Source organism: Mycobacterium sp. UNC410CL29Cvi84 (assembly GCF_000686745.1).
GTDB classification, from domain to species: Bacteria; Actinomycetota; Actinomycetes; order Mycobacteriales; family Mycobacteriaceae; genus Mycobacterium; species Mycobacterium mucogenicum_B.
This window is the reverse complement of record NZ_JMLM01000006.1, coordinates 372982-396540: the sequence shown is the minus strand read 5'-3', so window position 1 is coordinate 396540 and position 23559 is coordinate 372982. Positions and strand designations below refer to the sequence as shown.

At 69.3% G+C, this 23559-nt stretch carries 16 protein-coding genes; 4 read left to right on the top strand and 12 right to left on the bottom strand.

From position 1 onward, the window contains the following. Position 1 precedes the first annotated feature (1 nt). Positions 2–1063, bottom strand: coding sequence for a PhoH family protein (locus BR47_RS0110195; protein ID WP_029105368.1), 1062 nt, complete (start codon positions 1061–1063; stop codon positions 2–4). A 148-nt stretch (positions 1064–1211) separates the two neighbouring features. Beyond that, entirely contained in the window at positions 1212–1427 is a 216-nt protein-coding gene (locus tag BR47_RS0110190) for a hypothetical protein (RefSeq protein ID WP_029119440.1), read from the bottom strand. 276 nt (positions 1428–1703) lie between these two features. Here BR47_RS0110190 and BR47_RS34005 point away from each other — a divergent pair, with 276 nt between their 5' ends. The 3 genes from BR47_RS34005 to BR47_RS32020 are packed head-to-tail and all read left to right on the top strand — an operon-like array spanning position 1704 to position 4292. After that, entirely contained in the window at positions 1704–3359 is a 1656-nt protein-coding gene (locus BR47_RS34005) for an EspA/EspE family type VII secretion system effector (RefSeq protein WP_029119439.1), read from the top strand. A 30-nt stretch (positions 3360–3389) separates the two neighbouring features. Further along, the gene (locus BR47_RS32025) at positions 3390–3704 is read left to right on the top strand and encodes an ESX-1 secretion-associated protein (RefSeq protein ID WP_051634715.1); all 315 of its coding nucleotides are present in this window, start codon (positions 3390–3392) and stop codon (positions 3702–3704) included. A gap of 3 nt (positions 3705–3707) precedes the next feature. Beyond that, positions 3708–4292: a hypothetical protein gene (locus BR47_RS32020; protein ID WP_029119438.1), complete on the top strand. Its 585-nt coding sequence runs from the start codon at positions 3708–3710 to the stop codon at positions 4290–4292. A gap of 58 nt (positions 4293–4350) precedes the next feature. On the opposite strand, the gene BR47_RS0110170 is transcribed toward BR47_RS32020, so the two are convergent. The 3 genes from BR47_RS0110170 to hrcA are packed head-to-tail and all read right to left on the bottom strand — an operon-like array spanning position 4351 to position 7328. Then, entirely contained in the window at positions 4351–5088 is a 738-nt protein-coding gene (locus BR47_RS0110170) for a 16S rRNA (uracil(1498)-N(3))-methyltransferase (protein WP_020102095.1), read from the bottom strand. A gap of 15 nt (positions 5089–5103) precedes the next feature. Beyond that, positions 5104–6255, bottom strand: coding sequence for a molecular chaperone DnaJ (gene dnaJ, locus BR47_RS0110165; RefSeq protein ID WP_029119437.1), 1152 nt, complete (start codon positions 6253–6255; stop codon positions 5104–5106). A 41-nt stretch (positions 6256–6296) separates the two neighbouring features. Then, complete coding sequence (gene hrcA, locus BR47_RS0110160) at positions 6297–7328, bottom strand: heat-inducible transcriptional repressor HrcA (RefSeq protein WP_020102097.1); 1032 nt, start codon at positions 7326–7328, stop codon at positions 6297–6299. 189 nt (positions 7329–7517) lie between these two features. On the opposite strand from hrcA, the gene BR47_RS0110155 reads away from it, so the two are divergent. Continuing rightward, positions 7518–7847, top strand: coding sequence for a type II toxin-antitoxin system VapB family antitoxin (locus BR47_RS0110155; protein ID WP_020102098.1), 330 nt, complete (start codon positions 7518–7520; stop codon positions 7845–7847). A 7-nt stretch (positions 7848–7854) separates the two neighbouring features. Here BR47_RS0110155 and BR47_RS0110150 read toward each other — a convergent pair whose 3' ends face one another. The 7 genes from BR47_RS0110150 to BR47_RS0110120 form a co-directional block, all read right to left on the bottom strand. Continuing rightward, positions 7855–8160, bottom strand: a complete 306-nt coding sequence (locus BR47_RS0110150; RefSeq protein WP_029119436.1) for a hypothetical protein — start codon at positions 8158–8160, stop codon at positions 7855–7857. A 243-nt stretch (positions 8161–8403) separates the two neighbouring features. Then, positions 8404–8616, bottom strand: a complete 213-nt coding sequence (locus BR47_RS0110145) for an MbtH family protein (RefSeq protein WP_029119435.1) — start codon at positions 8614–8616, stop codon at positions 8404–8406. Then, the gene (gene mbtG / locus BR47_RS0110140) at positions 8594–9886 is read right to left on the bottom strand and encodes an NADPH-dependent L-lysine N(6)-monooxygenase MbtG (protein WP_029119434.1); all 1293 of its coding nucleotides are present in this window, start codon (positions 9884–9886) and stop codon (positions 8594–8596) included. Before mbtG ends, BR47_RS0110145 begins: the two co-directional genes overlap by 23 nt. Next, the gene (locus tag BR47_RS0110135; RefSeq protein WP_029119433.1) at positions 9883–14244 is read right to left on the bottom strand and encodes a non-ribosomal peptide synthetase; all 4362 of its coding nucleotides are present in this window, start codon (positions 14242–14244) and stop codon (positions 9883–9885) included. Before BR47_RS0110135 ends, mbtG begins: the two co-directional genes overlap by 4 nt. Further along, positions 14241–19334, bottom strand: coding sequence for a non-ribosomal peptide synthetase (locus BR47_RS0110130; protein WP_051634714.1), 5094 nt, complete (start codon positions 19332–19334; stop codon positions 14241–14243). The genes BR47_RS0110135 and BR47_RS0110130 overlap by 4 nt, the downstream gene beginning before the upstream one ends. Position 19335: 1 nt before the next feature. Continuing rightward, positions 19336–22242: a mycobactin polyketide synthase MbtD gene (mbtD, locus tag BR47_RS0110125; RefSeq protein WP_029119431.1), complete on the bottom strand. Its 2907-nt coding sequence runs from the start codon at positions 22240–22242 to the stop codon at positions 19336–19338. After that, on the bottom strand, positions 22242–23558 hold the full coding sequence (locus BR47_RS0110120) for a beta-ketoacyl [acyl carrier protein] synthase domain-containing protein (protein WP_029105371.1): 1317 nt from the start codon (positions 23556–23558) through the stop codon (positions 22242–22244). The genes mbtD and BR47_RS0110120 overlap by 1 nt, the downstream gene beginning before the upstream one ends. Position 23559: the final 1 nt, after the last annotated feature.

Sequence of the window (23559 nt, the reverse complement as noted above, 5' to 3'; positions counted from 1 at the left end):
GTCACCGCCTCGTCCGGCCGGTGGCTCGACGGTGCGCGCGGTTGGCCAGACCGTGCTCGCTCACTTTGGCTTCCGCCGCTTCGTACGCGTCGACGATCTCCGAAACCAGCTTGTGGCGCACCACATCTGCACTCGTGAGTTCGGCGATGTGAATGTCGTCGATGCCGTCGAGGACCTCGATGGCCGACCGCAGACCCGACCGCATGCCGCCCGGCAGGTCGATCTGCGTGACGTCACCGGTCACGACGATCTTGGAACCGAAACCCAAGCGGGTCAGGAACATCTTCATCTGTTCGGCGGTGGTGTTCTGCGCCTCGTCGAGGATGACGAACGCGTCATTCAACGTCCTACCCCGCATAAAGGCCAGCGGCGCAACCTCGATCACCCCGGCTGCCATGAGCTTCGGGATCATCTCGGCGTCCATCATGTCGTGCAACGCGTCGTACAGCGGCCGCAGATACGGGTCGATCTTCTCGTTGAGGGTGCCCGGCAGGAAACCCAGGCGCTCCCCCGCTTCGACAGCGGGACGCGTCAGGATGATCCGGCTGACCTGCTTGGTCTGTAATGCACTGACGGCCTTGGCCATTGCCAGATACGTCTTGCCGGTACCGGCGGGGCCGATGCCGAAGACGATGGTGTGGGCATCGATGGCGTCGACGTAGCGCTTCTGGTTGAGCGTCTTGGGCCGGATGGTCTTGCCGCGGCGAGACAGGATGTCGAGCGTCAGCACCTGTGCCGGCGACTCGGCGTCGGCACCGTCGAGCATGCCGACGCTGCGGCGGACGACGTCCGGGGTCAGCGTCTGCCCGCCGGCGGCGATCGTGATGAGCTCACTGACCACACGCTCGGCCTTCGCCACGTCAGCGGGCGAGCCGGATATCGAGAGCGAATTGCCGCGGACGTGGATGTCGGCCGCCAGCAGGTTCTCCAGGGCTCGCAGATTCTCGTCGGCCGAGCCGAGCAGGCCCACGACAAGATCAGGCGGAACAGTGATGCTGCTTCGAACCGACGGGTCGAGCTCCGAGGAGCGCGACGCGGCGGCGTTCGTATCGCGGGGCGTCACGTGGTTTTCGATGCCTGCTTTCTGGTGTCGAGCTGAGGAGCACATTCTACCGCCGGGCCGAAGGCACGCCCAACGAGTTGGCTGGTCACGCAACCGCGGGCGGCACCTTTCGGTACCGCCCGCGGGTGTGAGTAGTTATGGTCGCCGATTACCGGCTCTGGTGAACGTTGGTGTCGACCTTGGGCGACTTGGCGCCCTGGTGCACATCGTCCAGCCAGTTCAGGTGATCAACTCCCGTCGGCACCACTGTTGCCTGCACCCCTGTCGGTGCGGGCCCGGTGGCGGCCACGGCGGGAACGGCGAACCCCATGGCGCCGGTGGCCAGTGCACCGGCGATAACTGCTGCAATTCCGAAATTCTTCATGAGGTGTTCCCCTTCGCGTCTTCTGTCCGTCTTTGTCACCTTGCGACCCGAGTCGCTGTGACATCCATGTAAACAGGCAGGTCAAAGGATTAATTCCGCTGGCAGGAAATTAGTGTTTACTGGCAGGAATTGCTGTAACCCAGGCCACACGGTTCGGCCCTTCCGACCGCCCCACAGAGTTCCGAATTAGCGCAATGGAGGGGTGTTCGCCGCTGTTAGGCTCAAATTCACCGGCGAGGGTCCGCCGGGGCGATGAGGAATCGGGGAGGGTTCTGCATGGGTAGGGGTCGCGGCAATCACGGCGGATCGCACCATACGCCGCACAACCGCCATCCGCGCCACGACGACGAGCCCACGGTGCGCATCCCCCGGCCCAACCACAACGACCGCAACGACCACAACCCCCGGCGCCACGACGATCACGACGGCAACTCGCACCGGCGCGAGCACGACGGCGGTGACAGCCCGAGCCTCGGCGAGAAGATCAACGACATCCTCGACAAGGCCAACGACGTCCTGGACACCGCCTCGGACATCGCCGACAACGTCAAGAAGCTGATGGAAGGCGATCCGATGGGCGCCGTCGGGCTGCTCAGCGATGCCGGCGACGTCGCCAAGATGCTGATGCCCGCGGCCGCGGGCACACCCATCATCGAGGGCGGTTTGTGGGCCCTGGACTTCGCGGGGCTCGGTTTCGGCATCGGCGATCCGGACACCGGGGAATCGTTCTCCGACGGCGCCGAGCTCTTCCAGGCCGCCGGCGACGGACTCAGCAGCGCCTATCCGACCGTGTGGCAAGGCACCTCTTCCACGGCCTACTCCAACCGGAACGCCGAACAGATCGGCAGCGCCGAACAGCTGCTGCAGGCCGACAATCTCGTCGTACAAATCCTGAGCGCCGAAGCCGAACAGGTCGACGCGGGCCGCCAGCAGATGGACAACATCGCCACTTGCCTCGGCGCGATGATCCCCGTCTGCCTCGCGCTGGAGGCGACGGTCATCGGCGCCCCCGAGTCGCTCGCGCTGCAGGCCGCGTCGGTCGCCGTCGCCGCCGCGGCTTCGGCCGTGACGATGAGCAACATGATGGCTCAATCTTCGAGCAACGCAGCGCAATTGAGCCAAGCGACGAGCATGTACCAGAGTGCCTCGCACGCCCCGCCGCTGAGCACCATGCCGCCGCCACCGGCGAAAAAGCCGGGCGACGGACCGGATTTCGGCAACGCCGACCCCAATGCGCCCGGCAACCCCAACCAGCCGGGGCAGCCGGGGACGAATTCGCCGTACGGCCCGCCCACGAACAACCCGCCCGGCACCGGCAACCCGACGGGCTCGCCCGGCACGGGCGGTGGCGGCGGTTCGGGCTCCGGCGGCGGTTCAGGCTCCGGTGGCGGGTCGGGCTCCGGCGGCGGCGCTCCGAACATGCCGAAGATGCCCGAGGTGCCCGAAATGCCCTCCGCCCCAGCGGCATCGGGTGCCGGCACCGGCGCCGGGTCCGGCATGGGCGGGATGCCGTCGCTGCCACAGATGGGCGGCGGTGGCTCCGGCAGCGGGGGCGGTGGTCTCCTCGGCACCCTCGCCGGACTGGCCGGCCAGGCGGCGCAGACCGCGACGCAGGCGGCGCAGGCCGCCCAACAGGGCAAGCAGGATCCGAACGCACAGGACCCGAACGCGCCGGGTGCCGACAAGGACGGTGACGGCAAGCCGGACGACCCGGCCGCCGACCCCAATGCCCAAGCCGCCGGGGAGAATCCGCCCGGCGCGGCCGCCGGGTCGGAGTCGCCTGCGGGACGCGCGCCCATCCAGGTGTCGTTCGATGACGGCGCCCACCACGTCGAGGTGGCCGTCGATCCCGACACCGCAAAAGGCCCCGTGCACGTGAGCCTGGACCCGTCGAATCCCACTGCGCCCCCGCGCATCACGACCGAAACCTAGTTTTTCCGGCTTTTCCGAAAGGAGCAACACATGGGCGGCAAGCTCACCGTGGAGACCTCAGAGTTGCAGGCGCTCTCCACCAAACAGACCGATGCGGCCGCGACGTTCAGCGCCGCCGGCAACACCACGTCCTATGTCGAGGTCAAGGTGCTCGCGACCCACGGGCCGCTGTGCATGTCGACGCAATCGGCACTGAGCGCCGCGAACAACGCGCGCAAGGCCGCCTGCGAGCAGATGATGAACAAGTCGCGCAACCTGGCCTCGAATCTGACCAAGGCCGCGGCGCAATACGACCAGACGGATGCGCAGGAAGGCTCCAACCTCGGCAAGCAGATGCAGATCTGATCGATGTCAGACCATTCTTGGGACGATCACGACGACGACGAGCATCTCGCCGAACCCGAGAGCTCGCTCGATTACTTCGCCACCGAAGGCGGTGAAGATGCAGACCCGGACGATTCGGGTCTCGACCACCTGGTGACGTCGGATAACGAGACGTACGACGACGAGACGGCGGGTTCCTACGCGGATGCGATGGAGCCGGAAACCGGTGGCGCCTCGGATGACGACGACGAAACGCCGGACGACGCACCTCGTGTGGTGGTGTTCGCGGTGTCCGATCCCGCCGGCAACGTCACGGCCGAGGCGTCCATCGCCGGATCCATCCAGCGGATCAAGCTGGCCCCCAAGGCGGCCTCGATGCCCGAGACCGAACTCGCCCGCAGCATCCTCGCGACCGCGAAGCTCGCGAACATGAAGGGCCGCGCGGTACAACGGGCACTCATCGAAGGCGTCCTCGCGGCCGAAGGGCTCGACGACGAGCGCGTCGAGGCCATCATCGAGACCAATGCACCCGACCTGCCGACACCGCAGCAGGCCGACGACGCGGTCGCCGAGGCACAGGCGGCCTACCTCCGCGGTGAGCATCGATAGCCGAATTCATGCCCGAACGTGGTTGGGCGAGTATGAGGTTCGTCGGCCGGGCTGAGTGCTAGACCTGCCAGCGCGGCGTCAGCACACCCAAGGCGCCCAACGCGACGGCCGCGGCGGTCGACGTCCGCAATACCGACGGTCCCAGCCGAACGGCGACGGCGCCGGCGGCCACCAGCGCCGCCACCTCACCGTCGGTGATACCGCCTTCCGGCCCCACGATCAGCGTCACCGCCTCGGTGGACGACGAAACCACCTCGCGCAATGGCACTTCCGCTGATTCATGCAAGACCAACGTGACGCCCGCACCGATCGAGGCCACCAGCTCAGCAGTCGACACCGGGCCGCTGACCGACGGCACGTACGGGCGACGGGACTGCCGCGCCGCCGACCGGGCCACCGCACTCCAGCGTCGTAAACCCTTCTCCACCTTGGCCGTACCGTCCCAGCGCGCGACGCAGCGCTCGGACTGCCATGCCACAAAGGCGTCGGCGCCGGCCTCGGTGGCCAATTCGATGGCCAGCTCGGAGCGGTCGGATTTGGGCAGGGCCTGGACCACAGTCACCGTCGGCACCGCGGCCGGGACCTCGGTGACCGACAGCACGCGTGCCGTCAACCGGCCCTTCACGGCGTCTTCGATCACGCAGTGCGCCAACGTCCCGGCCCCGTCGGACAGGTCGAGTTCCTCGCCCGGACGGATGCGTCGCACCGTCGCCGCGTGGAATCCCTCGTCGCCGTCGACGACGGCGAGGCCGCCGACCTCGGGTACCGCGTCGACGTAGAACAGTGCCCGGCTCACCAAGGGCCCCGAAGGCTAACGGCCGCTGAAGGTTTCGCGCAGGCGGCTGAACAGGCCGCCCCCGCCGCCGGCCACGGCCTGTGTCGACCGCACCTCGGTGACGTCGCGGGACCGCTGCTCCTTGAACTTGCGCAGCAGTTCCAGGTCACGGTTGTCGAGCCGCGTCGGCACCACGACGTCGATGTGCGCGTGCAGGTTGCCGCGGACCCCGGACCGCAGGTGCGGCATGCCGTGGCCGCGCAGCGTGGTGATCGAACCGGGCTGGGTGCCCGGCGCGATGGTGATCTCAGTGGGTCCGTCCAGGATGGCGTCGACGGTGACCGTGGTGCCGAGTGCGGCGTCGACCATCGGCACCGAGACGGTGCAGTGCAGGTCGTCGCCGTCGCGCAGGAACAGCTCGTGCGCCTGCTCGTGCACCTCGACGTACAGGTCGCCGGCGGGTCCGCCGCCCGGCCCGACCTCGCCCTGGGCCGCGAGACGCACCCGCATGCCCTCACCGACACCGGCCGGAATCTTGACGCTGACGTCGCGCCGCGCGCGCACCCGGCCGTCGCCGCCGCAGCGGTGACACGGGTCGGGAATGACCTCGCCGACGCCACCACACACCGGGCAGGGCCGCGATGTCATGACGTTGCCGAGCAGCGAGCGCTGGACCGTCTGCACCTCACCCTGGCCGTGGCAGGTATCACAGCGGGCGGGCTGGGAATTGCCGTGCGTGCCCTTGCCCTGGCACAGGTCGCACAGCACCGCGGTGTCCACGGTGACCTGCTTGGTGACGCCCGTCGCGCACTCCTCGAGGTCCAGCCGCAGGCGCAGCAGCGAGTCCGAGCCCGGTCGCACCCGGCCGATCGGACCGCGCGAGGACGCGCCGCCACCGAAGAAGGCCTCGAACACGTCGCCGAGGCCCCCGAAGCCGGCGAAGCCACCTGCACCGCCGCCGCCTCCGCCACTCTCCATGGGGTCACCGCCGAGGTCGACGATGCGCCGCTTCTCCGGGTCGCTGAGGACCTCGTAGGCGGTGCTGATCTCGGCGAACCGCTGCTGGGCGCCCTCGTCGGGGTTGACGTCGGGGTGCAGCTCCCGGGCCAGCCTGCGGTAGGCCTTCTTGATCTCCGAGTCGCTGGCGCCCTTGCTCACGCCGAGCAGGCCGTAGTAATCGCGTGCCACGCCTAAGAACCTTGCCTAATCTCTCGAACTGCTGGGCACCCTCACCGGGTGCCCAGTACCTCGCCTATGTACCGGGCGACGGCCGCGACGTTGGCGATGGTCCCCGGATAGTCCATCCGGGTGGGGCCCACCACGCCCATGCCGCCGTAAACCTTGCCCAAACTGCCATAGGCGGTGCTCACGACGGACGTCCCAGCCATCTGCTCGGCCTCGGTTTCGTGGCCGATGCGTACCGTGACTTTACCTGCCTCCTGCTGGGCGGCCAGCAACCGCAGGACCACGACCTGCTCCTCCAGCGCCTCCAGCACCGACCGCAGGGACCCGCCGAAATCGGCCGTGTTGCGCGTCAGGTTGGCGGTGCCGCCGAGCAACAGCCGCTCCTCCTGGTGCTCGACCAGCGTCTCGACCAAGACCGTCGCCGCGCGGCCCACCGCGTCGCCCAGGCCGCCGTGCCCGTCCATCTGCGATGCCAGGTCGGCCACCGCGATCGACGCGGCCGACAGCAGCTTGCCCTCCAGGGCCGCACCGAGCCGCTCCCGCAGCTGCGACAGCTCGTGCTCACCGATGGAGTCGCCGAGCTCGACGACGCGCTGGTCAACCCGTCCGGTATCGGTGATGACCACCAGCAACAGCCGGGCCGGGGTGAGCGCCACGACCTCCAGATGGCGGACCGTGGAGCGCGACAGCGTGGGGTACTGCACGATGGCGACCTGTCGCGTCAGCTGCGCGAGCAGCCGCACGGCGCGGCGCAGCACGTCGTCGAGGTCGACGCCGGATTCGAGGAAACTCAGGATGGCCCGGCGCTCGCTGGACGACAGGGGTTTGACGTCGTCGATGCGGTCGACGAACTCGCGGTAGCCCTTCTCCGTGGGCACCCGGCCCGAGCTGGTGTGCGGCTGCGTGATGTAGCCCTCGGCCTCCAGAACGGCCATGTCGTTGCGGACCGTGGCACTCGAAACGCCGAGGTTGTGGCGCTCGACGAGCGTCTTGGAGCCGATGGGCTCCTTGGTGGAGACGAAGTCGGCAACGATGGCACGCAGCACTTCAAAGCGACGGTCGTCGGCACTACCCATTCGTCACCTCCAGTTCCACCGCCATTTTACGGTGACGATGGATTCGGGCGGGCGACCGACGTCATTCGGGGGTATCTGGTGGCCGGATGCCTCGGCAAACGCCCGGTCTACCCGCTAGGGTCAGCTGTATGCCGATGCTGTCACCGCGGACCCGCTCGGCTCACGGGGAGCTTGCAGAGTGATCTACTCATGATTTTCAAAGGGGTACGCGACGGGAAGCCCTACCCGGAGCATGGGCTGAGCTACCGCGAATGGGCCCAGATTCCGCCGCGCCAGCTGCGTCTCGATGAAATCGTCACCACGACGACGGTGCTCGCCCTGGACCGGCTGCTGTCCGAGGATTCGACGTTCTACGGCGATCTGTTCCCGCATGCCGTGCGCTGGCAGGGCACGATCTACCTGGAAGACGGCCTGCACCGTGCGGTGCGGTCCGCGCTGCGGAACCGGGTCGTGCTGCACGCCCGGGTGTACGACATGGATGTGCCCCTGTCGCAGCAGCTTTCGCCCACCGGCGAATGAACGCGCGCTAGCGCAGGTACGTGCCGACCAGCACGACGAGCACCAGCGCGACGAGCCCGATGCCCATACACAGCAACGCTGTGACGACGCGGCTGCGGGCGCTGCCACCCAGCCGGTAGGTGCCGCGGAACAACGTGGCGAGCGCGATGCTCGCGGCGTGCCAGCCTGCGGAGTTGCCGTTGTCCTGCGGCGGGGGCGGTTGCTGTGGGTAGCCGTAGGGCTGTTGGTACGGCTGCGGCGCGTAGGGGTACGGCTGCTGGGCGTACGGCTGCCGCGGCGGTTGCTGCGGATACCGCGGATCCGGATACGTCATTGCTGCACTCCCCTGGTCAGCTCTGGCCATCCGACTTTACCGGGACAAACGAACGTGGTGCCGGCCGCTGATCCCGCCTCCGCTGAGGCGTACTCGCACAACCGCGCCCACAACGCAGGGTCAACTCGATTTCGGCGCCCGGGCTCGTTGATCCTGAAGTGACGGCGCATCGCACTCGGAAAAGTGCGCCCTGATTACAGGACCAATTAGGGGCAGCGTGGTCGACCGGCTCGCCGCGTCGGCTCAGCCGACCAGAGAATCGCGCAAAGTCTTGGGCCGGATGTCGGCCCAGGTCTCTTCGACGTAGGCCAGGCAGTCGGCGCGCGTGGTCTCACCGAACACCACCCGCCAGCCGGCGGGCACGTCGGCGAACACCGGCCAGAGGCTGTGCTGCTCTTCGTCGTTGATCAGGACGTAGAACGAACCGTTCTCGTCATCGAACGGATTGCTGCTCATCGCTTCTCCTCACGGATGGAGTGGAATATTCGGCACCCAGCACGCGGTCGCTGAGCAGACCGAGGCAGCTGAGGTTGGGGAATCCGGGGCCCTGCGTGAGCCAGGACAGGCTGGGCAGGAACAACTTCGGCGTGACGCCGCTGACGGCAAGGTCGTAGCCGATGGACCGCTGCAGCGCGTCGGCCGACAGCGGCGCACCGATGCCGAGCTCCAACACGTCCAACGCGTCCTGACTCAGCAGCGGCGCGAACCACATGGAATCGGCACCGGAACCGTCGATCACCAGGTCGAAGCCATGCACCGTCTCCAGGCAGCCGGAGTCGCGTTCGGTCTGCAGGGTCAACCGGATTCGGTCTTCGCGGGGCACGGCATGGGCGACGCGGCCGCGCAGGTGCCGGATGCGGTCGTCGGCCAGCAGCGAGTCCTGGACGCGGGCGGAGAACACGCCACGGTCGGTGCGGGCCATGGCATCCCGGCGTTCGGAGATGCTGAGCCCGGCCCAACCCGTCGGGTCGGAGAACAGGGTGTTCTCGAAGTAGCCCTCGCCGCGGGTGAACAGCGTGACGCCCGGGGAGATCACCGTGATGGTCGAAACCCGGTGCGAGAACAGCTCATCGAGCATGGTGGCAGCGGTTTCGCCACCGCCGATGACGGCGACGCGCTCGGCGTTGATGCGCTCGTCCTGCGCGACGCGGTGCCAGAACTGAGCGATCGACAGCACCCGAGGATGCCCCGGCAGGATGGAGCGCTCGGCCTGTCCGGGTCCGGTGATCATCACGCCGTCGGCGCGCACCTGCTGATCGCGGCAGTGCAGCACCCACTGGTCGCCGTCCACCGACAGCTGGGTGACTTCGCCCGTGACCACCTGCATGGCAACACTTTCCGCCACCCACGCCAGGTACTGGCTCCAGCGCCGGTGCGTGGGAGCGGGCCGGCCGCGGTCGATCCATTCGGCGAACTGTCCCGTGGAGATCAGGTACGACTGCCAGCTGTGCCGCATCATCCGTTCGTCGAGTTCGACGTTGCGGCGCGGCACGAGCGCCGACCGGTACGGGAAGCCGACGTCCTTCTCGGGGCCGGTGCCCAGCCGGTGCCGGCCGTCGGTCCAGCCGCCCGCGGCCTGCCAGTTGGCGCCGACGCCGAGGCGTTCCACCGCGATGACGTCGGGCGCGTCCATGCCCATGGCCCGCAGTTCGGCGGCCTTGGCGGCCACGGCGACCGCTTTGGCGCCGGCGCCGATGACGGCCAAGGTATTTCGGGTCTCGCTCATTTCACCACTTCCCTGAGCTGCGATTCCCACAGCTGTTGCAATTCGGCAATGTCGTCTGCGCTGAGAATGTCTGGCACCGTGCGCCATTGGACACCGAGCATCGTGGTGCCCTCATGGTCGACGATGCCCGCCATCAGGGTCAGCTCGTGGTGCACGGCGTAATTCGGTTCGGGTACCGGTGATGCGCCGGCCAGCAGCGCACCGTCGAGTTGCAGTGCGGCACCGCTGGCCCCGAGGTGTACCCGGCCCAGGTAGTTCAGCAGCACCTGAGGTTCCGGGTGGGCCGACAACCGCTCGGCGGTATCCGAACGCAGGTAGCGCAGCAGCCCGAAGTCGATGCCATGGCCGGGGACCGCGGCGATCTCGGCGCTGACCTGGTGCGGGGCTTCGGAACTGATCCGCACCGGGTAGATGGCGCTGAACAGTCCGACGGTGTCGCCGGTGTCGACCTCGTCGCCGGAGACGACGGTGTCCGCACGACCGTGGGTCTCCAGCGCCACCAGCGGAGCGGGTGTGTCCTGGCCGCGGCGGTGCCGAAAGCGGGTGATCGTGCGAGCGGTCACGGCGGCCAGCAGATCGGTGACCGGTTGGCCGGCCCCGAGCAGGCGCGCCGTCAGATCCGGGTCGATGATCGCCATCGCGACCACGACGTGTGCGGCACAGTCGGTCTCGGGTCGCACCCGGCGGCTGCCGAGTGCGGGATCCGGGCCGGAGACCTGCGCTTCCCAGAAGTCCACCGTGTCGAGATCCTGCGCCCGTTGGGCGAGCAGCCGCGACCAGGCCCGATAACTGGTGTGTTCGCGGATGGTGGCCGGTTGGGCACCGGAATTCAGTGCGTGCCAGCCGTTTTCCAGCTCGCCGAGCACAATTCGCCAGGACGCCGGGTCGACGGCGAGCACATGCGCGCTCAGGACCAGCACCTTGCCGTCGGACTCGGTGTTCAGCAGCACCGCCTGCAGCAGGCGGCCCTGCTCCGGGTCGAGCCGTCCGACCGCGAGATCGGTCTGCTCGGCGACCGCGGCCACGACGTCACCGTCGATGCTGACCTCGGACAGGACGCTGTCCACCGGATGGTCGACCAGGGTCATGGTGGCCCGGTCCAGACGGCTGCGCAGGGCCGGATGTGCGGCAATGACGTTGTCCAGCAACGTGGTCAACTGCTCGGCGGTCATGGCATCCGGTAGCCGCACCGCCTGGGTCTGGGCCAGGCGGCGGCCGTCCCCGTACTGATACAGCCAATGCACGTTGGGCAGCACGGGTACCGGGCCCGCCTCCTCGACCGCCGTGGCGGCCAGTTCGTTCTCGGCGTCCAGCTCGTCGGCCAGTTCGCGAATGCTGGTGCAATCCAGCATCATCCGCGCACGCACGGCCAGACCGCGGCGGCGCGCGGCCTGAACCACCGACAGCGCGACAATGCTGTCGAGCCCCAGATCGAGGAAATCGGCGGTGACGTCGAGTCCGGCCGGATCGGCCACCTCCAGGACATCGGCGAACAACACGGCCACGGCCAGTTCGGTCGCGGTGGCCGGAGCTGCGGCCTGCCCGGTGCCGGCGGCGGCATCCATCGCGGCCAATGCGGCGTCGTCGACTTTGCCGTTGACCGTCAGCGGAATCTCGTCCACGGCGATGATGTGGTGCGGCACCAGGTATCTCGGCAGCCGGGACGTCAGCATGCGCCGCAGCTCGGTGGCGGATGCCGCACCGGCGACATAGGCGACCAGGCGCGGCCCACTGCCGTGCCGGCGGACGGTGACGTGCGCGTGCCGCACGCCCGGGTGCGCGTGCAAGACCGCGGCGACTTCACCGGGTTCCACCCGGAAGCCGCGAATCTTCACCTGATCATCGGACCGCCCCTGGAATTGCAGGCCACCGGTGACGGGGTCGCGGCGGACCACGTCGCCGGTCCGGTACATCCGCGCGCCGCGCGCGTTCGGGTCGGCGACGAATCGCGTGGCGGTCTCGCCGGCACGGCCCAGGTAGCCGCGCGTGAGCTGCCCACCGGCCAGGTAGAGCTCACCGGTGACACCGTCCGGCACCGGCCGCAGCCAGGCGTCGAGGACGTAGGCGCGCGTCGCGGTCGTCGGGCGTCCGATCGAGGGTGTGTCGTGCTCGGTGAATGCGGCCACGACGGCTTCGACCGTGGTTTCGGTTGGGCCGTAACAGTTGTAGGCCGACATGCCGGTGCGGTCGCACTCGTTGCGGATGGCGGCCCACGCGTTCGGGTCGACGGCTTCGCCGCCCAGCGCCAGCGCCGTCAGCGGCACCGTCGTCAGCAGACCTTCGGCCTGCAGCTGCGTGAACATCGACGGCGTGGTGTCGATCAGGTCGACGCCGTACTGCCCGATGGTCGCCACCAATGCCTCGGCATCACGCTGCACCTCGTCACTGACGATGTGCAGACCGTGGCCGTCCAGCAGCGCGGCCAACGGCTGCCAGGCCGCGTCGAAGGTGAACGACCAGGCGTGCGCGACCCGAAGTGGCCGACCGGCTTTCGCCACCGCCGGGTGCAGTACCCGGTCGGCATGGTCGGCGGCGTAGGCCAGCACCGCGGCGTGGGTACCGATGACGCCCTTGGGCTTGCCGGTGGTACCCGACGTGAACACGATGTAGGCGCCCTGACCGGGATGTGTAGGCACCGGGTCGAATTCGCCGGTGGGCTGGTTGCCCGCCGCGGCCAGCAGGGCGTCGTCCACGATCACCGACGCGTTGGTCTGGCCCAGGATCTCCGCGATCCGGTCGGCGGGCATCGACGGATCCAGCGGCACGATCAACCCACCGGCCTTGAGCACACCGAGCATCGCGACCACGTAGTCGGGCCCCCGGCGCAGCAGCACCGGCACCGGCGTCTCGGTCCCCACGCCGCGGCGCCGCAGTTCGGTGGCGACGCGGTCGGACGCCTCGTCGAGACCGCGGAAGGTCAGGGCGCCGCCGTCATAGGTCAGCGCCACCGAACCCGGCTTGCTGCGCGCGGTGGCGGTGAACTTCTCGTGGATGCCACCGGTTTCGGTGGTGTCGGGACGCGCTGCCACCTCGGGTGCCGCCAGGTTGATACCGACGTCGCGCAACGGGCGGTCCCAGCCGTCGACGAGGCGCTGCAGCACCGCGAGCACCTGCCGGCCGAGGCTCTCCGGTGGAACCAGCCCGGTGGCACCGTCTTTCGTCTCGACCAGGATGGTCAGTTCGCCGTCGGTCAGGTGCGCTGCGACAGTCACCGGGAAATGCGCCAGGCTCTGCAGCGCCCGGGGCCGGAAAGTGGCTCCGCGGACGTCGAATTCGCCGCTGCCGACGAGGCCACCCGGAGGGAAGTTCTCATAGACCAGGAGGCTGTCGAACAGTTCGCCGACACCGCCGAGCGTGCGCAGCTCGGTGTGCGACAGGTAGCTGTGCTCGCGCAGCTCTGCGGCGTCCCGCTGCAGGGCCAGGCACTGCTCGCCGACGCGGCGCAGCGGGTCCAGCCGAACTCGCAGCGGCACGGTGTTGATGAAGAGACCTACCATCGACTCGACGCCGGCCAGCTCCCCCGGCCGGCCCGAGACCGTGACGCCGAAGACGACGTCACGCCGGTCGGTGAGCACGGACAGGATTGCCGCCCAAGCCATCTGGGTGAGGGTGTTGACCGTGACGCCGCGCGCCCGCGCCGCCTCGACCAGACGGTGCGTCTCGCCCGCGGACGCCTTGACTTCGGTGGTGTGGGGCAGGTCGTCGCCGAGTTCACCGGAGCCGAGCGCCGGAGCCAGCATCGTCGGGCCGTCGAGCCCGGCCAGGTGCTGCTGCCACCGGCGGCGGCTGACCTCCGGGTCGCGCGCCGCAAGCCACCCGATGTAGTCGCGGTACGGGCGCGGCGCGGCAGGCAGCACGGAGATGTCACCGCCGGCGGCGTACAGCGCGAGCAGTTCGCCGACGAACAACGGAAGCGACCACCCATCGATGACGATGTGGTGTGCGATGACCGCGAAACGCCAATGCCGTTCGGGCATTTCGATCAGCAGAAACCGGATCGCCGGACCGCGCTCCAGGCTGAACGGTCGGCGCCGTTCCTGCGCTTCGAGGTCGTCGGCGGCGTCGGGTGACGCGGCGGTGAGCTGCCGCCACGGCAGGTCGACCGCACTCGGGATCACCTGCACCGTGCGGGCTCCGGCCTGCACGAAGCTGGCCCGCAGGTTGGGGTGACGCACCAGCAGTGCCGCCGCGCAGTCCCGCAGCAGCGCCGCATCCACGTCGCCGTCGATGTCGGCGGACATCGCGATCAGATATGGGTCATCCGCCTGATCGAGTTGAGCCATCGAGTACAGCCCCTGCTGCAGCGGGCTGAGCGCCAGGACATCCTCGATGACGGGCGCCGGTTGCAGTGTTGTCACTGCGGCTCCTGCGGCGCGGTCCACGATGACGCGAACGATGCGGTCAGCTCGGCGAGTTCGTCGGCGGACAGGCCCGACACCGTCATCGGTGCGTGCTCACGGTCTTCACCCTGTGCCCCTTGGGTTTCCGCCGATGACCGGGCGTCGATCGCCGCGGCCAACTCGTACACCGTCGGGTACTCGAAGACCATCCGGGCCGTGAGCTTCATGCCCGCGTCGCGGCCCCGCGCCGCCAGCTGCACGGCCTTGATGCTGTCACCACCGAGGCTGAAGTAGTCGTCGCCCCGGCCGATCTCGGCTTCGGCGTCGAGCACCTCGGCCAGCAGGGCGATGAGGGCCCGTTCGGTGTCGGTACGCGCGGGCTCGGCCACTGCCGACTCGGTGCGCGCTGCGCGCAACTGGAGGGCCTCGATGCGCTCGAGTTGTCCGTCGGCCAGCCACCTGCCGCGGTCGCCCGTGGGCTCCGAATCCTGGTAGATGTCGCCGACCACGCCGACGCCCACGGGCTGGCGCCACTCGTCGAGCACCTGCACCCCGTCATTGCCTTGGACGGCTTCATCGACCCGCAGGTCCCGCAGCCGCTGATCGGCGTTCTCGGCGATGCCGGTGATGACCCGGACCAGCCGGTCGGCGAGGCGCTGCGCGGTTTCCGCCGTGTACAGATCGGTGCGGTAGATCAGGTGCCCGCGGTAACCGTCCTGGGTGGCAAAGAAATTCACCGACAGGTCAGCGTGTGCCACGTCGAACGTCGGCTCGAGCGCGGTGAACGTGGTGTCGCCGTCGGCGCGGGAATCGATGACGTGGTCGGTGGGCAGGTCCTCGCGCACATGCACGACGACGCCGAACAGCGGGTTGCGTGACAGCGACCGGGCCGGGCTCACGGCGTCGACGACGTGATCGAACGGCAGGTCCTGGTGCGCGTACGCGGCCAGCGCGGTGTCCCGGGCCCGGACCAGAATCTCGCGCAGCGTGGGATCGCCGCTTAGGTCGTTGCGCAGGACCAGGATGTTGATGAAGAAGCCCACCAGTGCGTCGAGTTCGGCCTCGGTACGCCCGGCCACCGGGGTGCCGAGCGGAATGTCTAGCCCCTCACCCGATTTCGCGAGCGCCACCGCCACCGCGGACTGCAGCAGCATGAAGTCCGTGATACCGAGTTCGCGGGTCAGCGCCGTCAGCTTGGTCCGCACCTCGGGAGCGACGACGAACGGCACCGACGCACCCTCGCCCGAGAGCACCGGCGGCCGCGTGAAATCGGGACGCAGACCCGGGTCGGCGGGCGGTTCGGCCAACTGGCCGCGCCAGTAGTCCCGTTGCGCGGCAAGAGTTCCCGACTCGTCGGCCAGCAGCGCTGCCTGCCAGGACGCGTAGTCCGAGTACTGCACCGGCAGCGGCGCGAACTCGGGAGCCCGCTGCTCGAGGCGCGCCCGGTAGGCGGTGACCAGGTCGGTGAACAGCACGCCGGCCGACCAGTGGTCGGCGGCGATGTGGTGCACCATGATCGACAGCACGTGCTGCCCCGGGATGGACAGCACCGCGGCCCGGATCGGCCACTGCGCTTCCAGATCGAACACGTAGCGGCGTTCGGCGTCGAGTTCGGCCTGCAACCACTCCTCGTCGGCGCCGCGCGCGCGGCGCACCGGCAGCGGCGCCGGGTCGTTCACGACCTGGTATGGCACGCCGTCGATTTCGGTGTAGGTGGTGCGCAGCACCTCGTGGCGCTCGACCAGGTCACCGAGCGCGGCGACGAAGGCGTCGACGTCGCACGGGCCGGTGATCCGGGCCGCGAACGGGATGTTGTTGACCGGTCCGGGACCGTCGATGCGGTACTGGAACCATTGGCGCAGTTGCGATGCCGACATCTGGCGCGGGCCGGTGTGCTCGATCGCGAGCAGCGGCGGGCGGTTGCGCGGCGCCCCGGTGTCGACCCGGGCAGCGATCTCGGCGACGGTGCCCAGCTCGAACACCTCACGCACGCCGATGTCGGCGTTGCACCGAGCCCGGATCGCCGCGACGAGCTTCGTGGCCAGCAGCGAGTGTCCGCCGAGTTCGAAGAAGGAGTCGTCGGCACCGACCTGCTCGACGCCGAGCAGGTCGGCGAACAGCTCGGCGACCTTCCGCTCGGTGTCAGTCGTCAGTTCGCGGAATGCGGTGCGGGACTGGATGTCCGGATCGGGCAGCGCGCGGCGGTCGATCTTGCCGTGCGCGGTGATCGGGATTTCATCGAGTACGACGTAACCGGCCGGCACCATGTACTCCGGCAGCGCGGCCGCCACCCGCGCCTTGATCCGTTGCACGTCAACCGATTCCAGGTCGCCGCGCTCGGCCGGGGTGAGGTAGCCGACGAGGCTCTTGCCCAGCCCGGGCAAGTCGCTCGCCACGACGACGGCCTGGCCGACGCTGGGGTCCACCGCGATGGCGGCGGCGATCTCGCCGAGTTCGATGCGGAAACCGCGGATCTTGACCTGCTCGTCGGCGCGGCCGACGAACTCGATGTCACCATCGGCATTGAGCCGGGCCAGGTCGCCGGAGCGGTACAGCCGGCCGCCCGGCGTGAACGGGTCGGCGACGAAACGCTCGGCAGTCAGGCCCGGGCGCTGGTGGTAACCGTGCGCGACATGGGTTCCGCCGATGTAGATCTCGCCGATGACGCCGACCGGAACGGGGCGCAAGGCATCGTCCAGCAGGTGCATCTGCGTGTTGATCTTGGGCTTGCCGATCGGCACGATGCGGGTGCCCTGCTTGCCCTCGACACGGTACCGGCTGGCGTTGATGACCGTCTCGGTCGGTCCGTAGAAGTTGTGCAGCAGCGCGTCGAACGTGGCGTGGAACTTGTCGGCAATCTCGCCCGGCAGCGCTTCGCCACCGATCGGCACCCGCTTGAGGCTGCGCCATTCGTTGACGCCCGGCAGGGACAGGAACAGCCCCAGCAGCGAGGGCACGAAGTGCATCGAGGTGATGCCCTCGGTGCGCAGCAGTTCGGTCAGGTACCCGATGTCGTTGAGGCCGCCCGGGCGCGGAATGACCAGGCGCGCACCGCAGGCCAGCATGCCGAACACCTCGGCGATGGATACGTCGAAGCTCGGCGAGGCCACCTGCAGCAGGCGCTCGTCGGCGTCGATCTGGTATTCGTCGACGAACCACACGAAATATTCGGCGACCGGGCGGTGCGGTACCGGGACGCCCTTGGGCAGCCCTGTCGAACCCGAGGTGTAGATCAGGTAGGCGGTGTTGGCCGCCGTGAGCGGCCGAACCCGATCGGCATCGGTCGGGTTGTCGTCCCGCAGGCCGTCGAAGTCCGTGAACGGCTCGCGGATGACCAGTTTCGGGTCGCCGTCGCTCAGGATGAACGACAGCCGGTCCTCAGGGTAGGTCGGGTCGACCGGCAGGTACACACCGCCGGCCTTGACGATGGCCAGCGCCGTGATCACCAGCTCGAGCGACTTCTCCAGCAGCACCGCGACACGGTCCTCCGTGCCGATGCCCTGGCCGATCAGCCAGTGCGCCAACCGGTTCGCCTCGGCGTTGAGTTCGCGATAGGTGTAGTACCGGCCCTCGTACGCGACGGCGACCGAGTCCGGGGTGCGCGCGGCCTGGGCTTCGATCAGCGCGGCCAGCGTCGTGTCCGGGGTGCTGAACTGTTCGCCGGTGGCCATCCGGCGCAGCCAGTCGGCATCGTGCTCGTCCATCAGATCGAGCTCGGCGAGCGCCCGGGCCGGGTCGGTCAGCGCGGACTCCAGCAGCACCACGTAGTGCCGCAGCAGTTGGTCGGCCAGTGCGGCGTCGAGGATTTCGGTCAGGTACTCCGCCTCGACCAGTGCGCCGTCGTCGTCGAATTCCACCATGAAGCCCAGCGGCAGCTGGGTCTGGTGCCCCCGGTACTCGGCCCGGCGGCAGGTGATCCCGGACGGGCTGAAGCCACGGCCGTCGGCCTCGCGGGCGCCGAACGACACCCGGGCCAACCGCTCCACACCGTGGCGGCGGTCCGGGTTCAGCTCGCGCACCACGCGGTCCAGGTTGATCTGCTGATGTGCGAAGGCCCCGTGCGTGGTGTCCTTGGCCTGCGTGACGAACTCGCCGAAACTCTGGCGCGCTTCGGGTCGCAGCCGCAGCGCCACGGTGTTGCCGTAGTAGCCCAGTGCGTCCTCGGTGCCGCCGCTGCGGTTCAGGACCGGGGTGGCGACCAGGATGTCGTCGGCGTGGGTGTAGCGGTGCAGCAGAGTGCCGAACGCCGCGAGCAGCACGGTGTACGGAGTGGCGCCGGTCTGGCGGGCCAGCTCGGAAATCCGGGCCACGGTGTCGGCGTCGATGCGCCGGGTGACGCGCTGCGAGCGGTGACCGGTCGGCACGAGCGAGCCGTGCGGGCCCGGAAGTTCCAGGGGCTCAGGCGGATCGGCGAGCACCGAACGCCAGTACTCGAGTTCCTCGGTGTGGTCGTGCGCGGGCACCGCGGCCGGAATCACCTCGGCCAGCTGCTCGCCCTCGTACGCGCGCGTGAGGTCGGCGAAGAAGACCTGCCACGAGGCGTCGTCCCAGGCGATGTGGTGTGCGGTGAGCAGCATGATGTGCTCGTCGGTCCCGGTGCGAATCAGACTGATCCGCAAGGGTGATTCGGTGTCGAGCTGGAACGGCGTGCCGAACTCCCGCTGTGCCAGCACCTCGAGCCGCAGGGCGCGTGACGATTCGGACAGCTCGCTGAGGTCGTGCGTGCTCCAGCCCGGCGCCAGGTCGTCGTGGACCGTCAGCCCGGGTTCGCCCGTCGCGTCGGCCCGGTAGGTGGTGCGCAGGACCGGGTGGCGGCCGGCCACCGCGTGCACCGCCTCCCGCAGACGCTGGTGGTCGAGCGCGCCGGTGATCGCAAAGGACACACAGACATTGAGCAGTGCCCCAGCAGGGTCTGCGGTCTGCACGAACCACATCCGGCGCTGGCCGTCGGACAGCACCGGCACGACGGGCGTGCCGTCGTTCGACTGCGCCTGGCCCTGGGACCGCAGGCCGCGCTCGGCGAGCTTGCGCCGCAACAGCTCCAGGCGCGCGTCTTCCGCCCCACTTGCTCCTCGCGTGCGCAGGTCCCGGATGTCGGTCTCGGTCACGCTAGCTCTCCACCTTCTCTGTTCTATCGGTTAGCAAATCCACCAGTTCGATACCGGTGATGCCGCTGAGCAGCCCGGCCAGCGGCACGGACCGGCCGGTGCCCCGGCGCAGTCGCTTGCGCAGGTCCAGTGCCAGCAGCGAATCCAGGCCCAGGTCGAACAGGGCCGCGGTCAGGTCGATGGCGGCGGGGTCGCCCAGTTTGAGCACCGCCGACAGTTCATGACGGACGACGTCCTCGGCGTCGGCACCGGCGCCAAGGGTTTCCGGAACATGCTGCGGTGCAGCCGGTTCCGCTTCCACCGGCGCGCCGCCGAGCAGCGTGGCCAGCCGCTCGGCGTCAGCGCTGAAGATCAGCGGTGCGGGCGCGCCGGTTCCGAGAGCCGCATCGATCGCGATGTCGGGGTCCATCTCCCGCAGTCCGGCGCGCTCGATCCGCGCCACCTCGTCGGCACCGACGATGCCGGCACCGGGCCAAAGTCCCCACCGCACGGCCACACAGTCGAGGCCCTTGGCGCGGAACTGCCCGGCCAGTACATCCTGCATGCGGTTGACGGCCGCGTACGCGACATGACCGAGCCCGCCCCACAGTCCGGACACCGACGAGCACACCAGGATTCGGGCGTCCGGACGCAGCGGCCAGTACTCGGCCAGCCGCGCCAGACCGCCGACTTTGGCGGCCGCGGTGGTGATGAATTCGTCCGCGCCGACCGTGGTGCCGAATGCGGCCGCGCCGGCCGCATGGATGACGAGCGTCGCACCGTCACCGCCGTGGGTCGCCGCGATGGCCGAAAGCTGCGCGGGCGAAGTGATGTCGCACTGCACCGACACCACGTCGGTGCCCTCGAGGCCGGACATTTGCTGCGCGCCGGTGCCGCTGCGGCTCATCAGCACGATGCGGCGGGCGCCCGCCGCGGCAAGGGTCCGCGCGAAATGCAGGCCGACCGCACCGTTGCCGCCGGTGATCACCACGTTGTCGAGGAGCCCGGGCGGCGGTGCATCGACGTCCGGAAGAGCCTGCAGACCGCGGCGGTACTGCTTTGAATCACGCAGCGCCACTTCGGTTCCCGTGCCCAGCATGGTTTCGATGACGGCGGTGGCCGCGGATGCGTCGAGTTCCCAGGATGCCAGGTCGAGGTGGCGGAAGGCCTGGTCGGGATGATCGAAACCGATGCTGCGGTGCATGGCGGCGACGGCCGCCTGAGCCGGCAGCGCCACCGGCTCGTCGTCGCGCACGTGCTCGCCGCCGACGGTGACGAGCCATACGTCGGTGCATTGCGGTCCGATGGCATTCGGGTAGTCGCACAGCCCGCAGCCGATCAGCTCGGCGAGGTCGGTGACCGCCGCTTCGGTATCGGGGTGGTCGAGCATCGGGGCGACGACGATGAGCAGATCGGCGTCGGCGGGCTCGACGAGCACCGTGCCGAGGTTGGCCCGCACACCGTCGCGGAGATGGTCGGCGAGCTCACCGCGCGGTCCCGGCAGTTCGACGACGGCAGCGCGCCGGATGATCAGCGGCACGGTCTCGTCCGGCTGCGGCAGCCACTGCTCGGCACTGACCGTCAGTCCGGCGACCGGGGGCAGCGGTTCGGGAGTCGCCCAGAGGTGCATCGCCGCCATGGGAGCATGCGGAAATCCGTGCAGCAGGGGTTGATTCGGCTCGATGTGTCCGGCCCAGTCGTAATCGGGGTCGGCCACGGCCACCGTGGCCATGTTGTCGGACAGCACGTCGGCGAGGTTTTCGTCGCGGCGTCCCGAACCGACGATGAGTGCCGCATCGGTATCGGCGAGCGCGTGCAACAGCGCCGGGTGTGCTGACATCTCGACGAAGGCCTCGACGCCGTCGTCGCGCGCCGCGGCGGCAGCCCGGTCGAAGCGCACGGTGTTCCGCAGGTTTCGGTACCAGTACTCACCGAACTCGGTACCCGCGCCGACCACCGCGCCGGTCACCGATCCGATGAACGGCACCGCGCCGGCGCCGAACTGTGCCTTCGGCACGCCGGAAAGCAGTTGTGCGCGCAGCGGATCCAGCGCACTGGTGTGCGCCGGGAAGCTCATGGCGATGACGCGCGCGAAACGGCCGCGCGATTGCAGGTCGGACACCAGGTCTGCGACGGCGCTGCGGTCGCCGGATACCACGACCGATGCCGACGAGTTGACCACGGACAGTTCCATCCAGCCGGCGGCGTCCGAAACCGCTTGCTGCGCTTCGTCGACGCTCATCCCCAGGCTCGCGGCGCCGAAATCGCCGGCCAGGCTGTCGAGTGCCCCGGCCCGGGCGATGACGATGGCGACCGCCTCGTCCAGCGTGATGGCACCGGCGACGTACGCCGCAGCGATCTCACCGAGGCTGTGGCCCAGCGTGACGTCGGGCGCGATGCCCAGCTCTCGCCACACCGCCGTCAGGCCGACGGCGTACGTGAACTGCGCGCTCTGACTGTGGATTTGCGTCCACTCCCGGCCGGCCGGGTCCACGAGGAAGGCCAGCGGCGAGTCGATGCCCGCGGCGACGAACGCGGCAGCACACCGGTCGGCCGCGGCGCGGTACACCGGCAGCTGCCGGTATGCATCGGTGCCCATCGACGGCCATTGGCCGCCGTTGCCGGGGAACACGAAAGCCGTGCGGGGCGCTGCGGTCCGTGCGGAGACCGCCACCAGGGGGTGCTCCTCCCCCGCCGCCAGCGCCCGCAGCGCGGCAGCCAGCTCGGCGGCGTCATGGGCCCGGACCACGGCCCGGAACCGGCGGCGACGGCGCAGTCGCAGCAGCATCGCAGCCACCGCGCCCAGGCCTACGGCACCATGCCGGTCCAGGTAGTCGGCGACGCCGGTCGCCTCAGCGGCCAGGAGTTCTTCGGTGTGCGCGCTGAGCAGGACCGGAACACGGCCGTCGGGAAAGTGCGAAAGGCTCATCACGCCACCAATCCCTCCGGCATCGCGACGACGACGTGCGCGTTGGTGCCGCTCATGCCGAACGCCGAGACCGCCGCAAGGCGCTCACCGTTGACGGCGGGCCATGGCGTGTGCGCGGTGGCGAGCCGTAAGCCCTGTGCGCTCCAGTCGATTTCGGCGCTGGCCTGCGCGGTGTGCAGGCTCGCCGGGATGGTGGCATGCTCGGCCGACACCAGGACCTTGGCCAGTCCCAGCGCCCCCGCGGCGGCCTGGCTGTGCCCGACGTTGGATTTCACCGAGCCCAGGACCGCGCCCTGGCCGGGCGCGGTGGCACCGTAGGTCTGCGCCAGCGAGTTCAATTCGGTGCGGTCCCCGAGTTTGGTTCCGGTGCCGTGGCCTTCGATCATCCCGATCTGGTCGGGCCGGGCACCGGCGAGAGCGAGCGCACGGCCGAACAGCCGCGCCTGCGCCGGCCCGCTCGGCGCGGTCAGGCCGGTGCTGCGGCCATCCTGGTTGAGGCAGCTGGCCCGGACCTCCGCGAGCACGCGGTGACCGCCCCGCTGCGCCACCGACTTTCGTGACAGCACGAACATGCCCGCGCCTTCGGCCCACACGGTGCCGCTGGCCTGCGCGCTGTAGGGCCGGCAGTGCCCGTCATCGGAGAGGGCGTGCTGTTTGGCGAATTCGACGAAGTATCCCGGCGACCCCATCACGCACACACCGCCGGCGAGCGCCATGCTGCAGTCACCCGAACGCAGTGCCTGCACGGCGGTATGGAACGCGGTCAGCGCCGACGAGCACGACGTGTCGATCGTCAGCGCCGGGCCGTCGAGGCCCAGCAGGTAGCCGATCCGTCCGGAGATCACGCCCAGCGACGTCCCGGTGATCAGATGCCCACTCAGGTCGGAGTATTCGGCGAGATCGGGGCCGTACCCGGTGCCTGAGGCGCCGATGTAGCAGCCGACGTCGTGCCCGGCCAGATCATCGGGGTTGATCCCGGCGTTCTCCAGCGCCCGCCATGTCACGCGCAGCGCGACGCGCTGCTGCGGATCCATCGCCACCGCCTCGCGTGGCGAGATGCCGAAGAACGAGGGGTCGAAAAGTGCGGCGCCGGTGAGGAATCCGCCGCGGTTGTGGATGCGCTTGAACCCGTCACGGCGCGAGCCCGCGAGCAGGTCGCGCACGGCCCAGCCGCGGTCCTCGGGGAACGCGCCGAGTGCCTCTCGCCCGGAAGACAGCAGCTGCCAATAGCTGTCCGCGTCGTCCACATCGCCGGGGGCCTCGACCGCCATCCCGACGATGACCACCGGATCGTCCGCTGTGGCGTCAGAACTCATC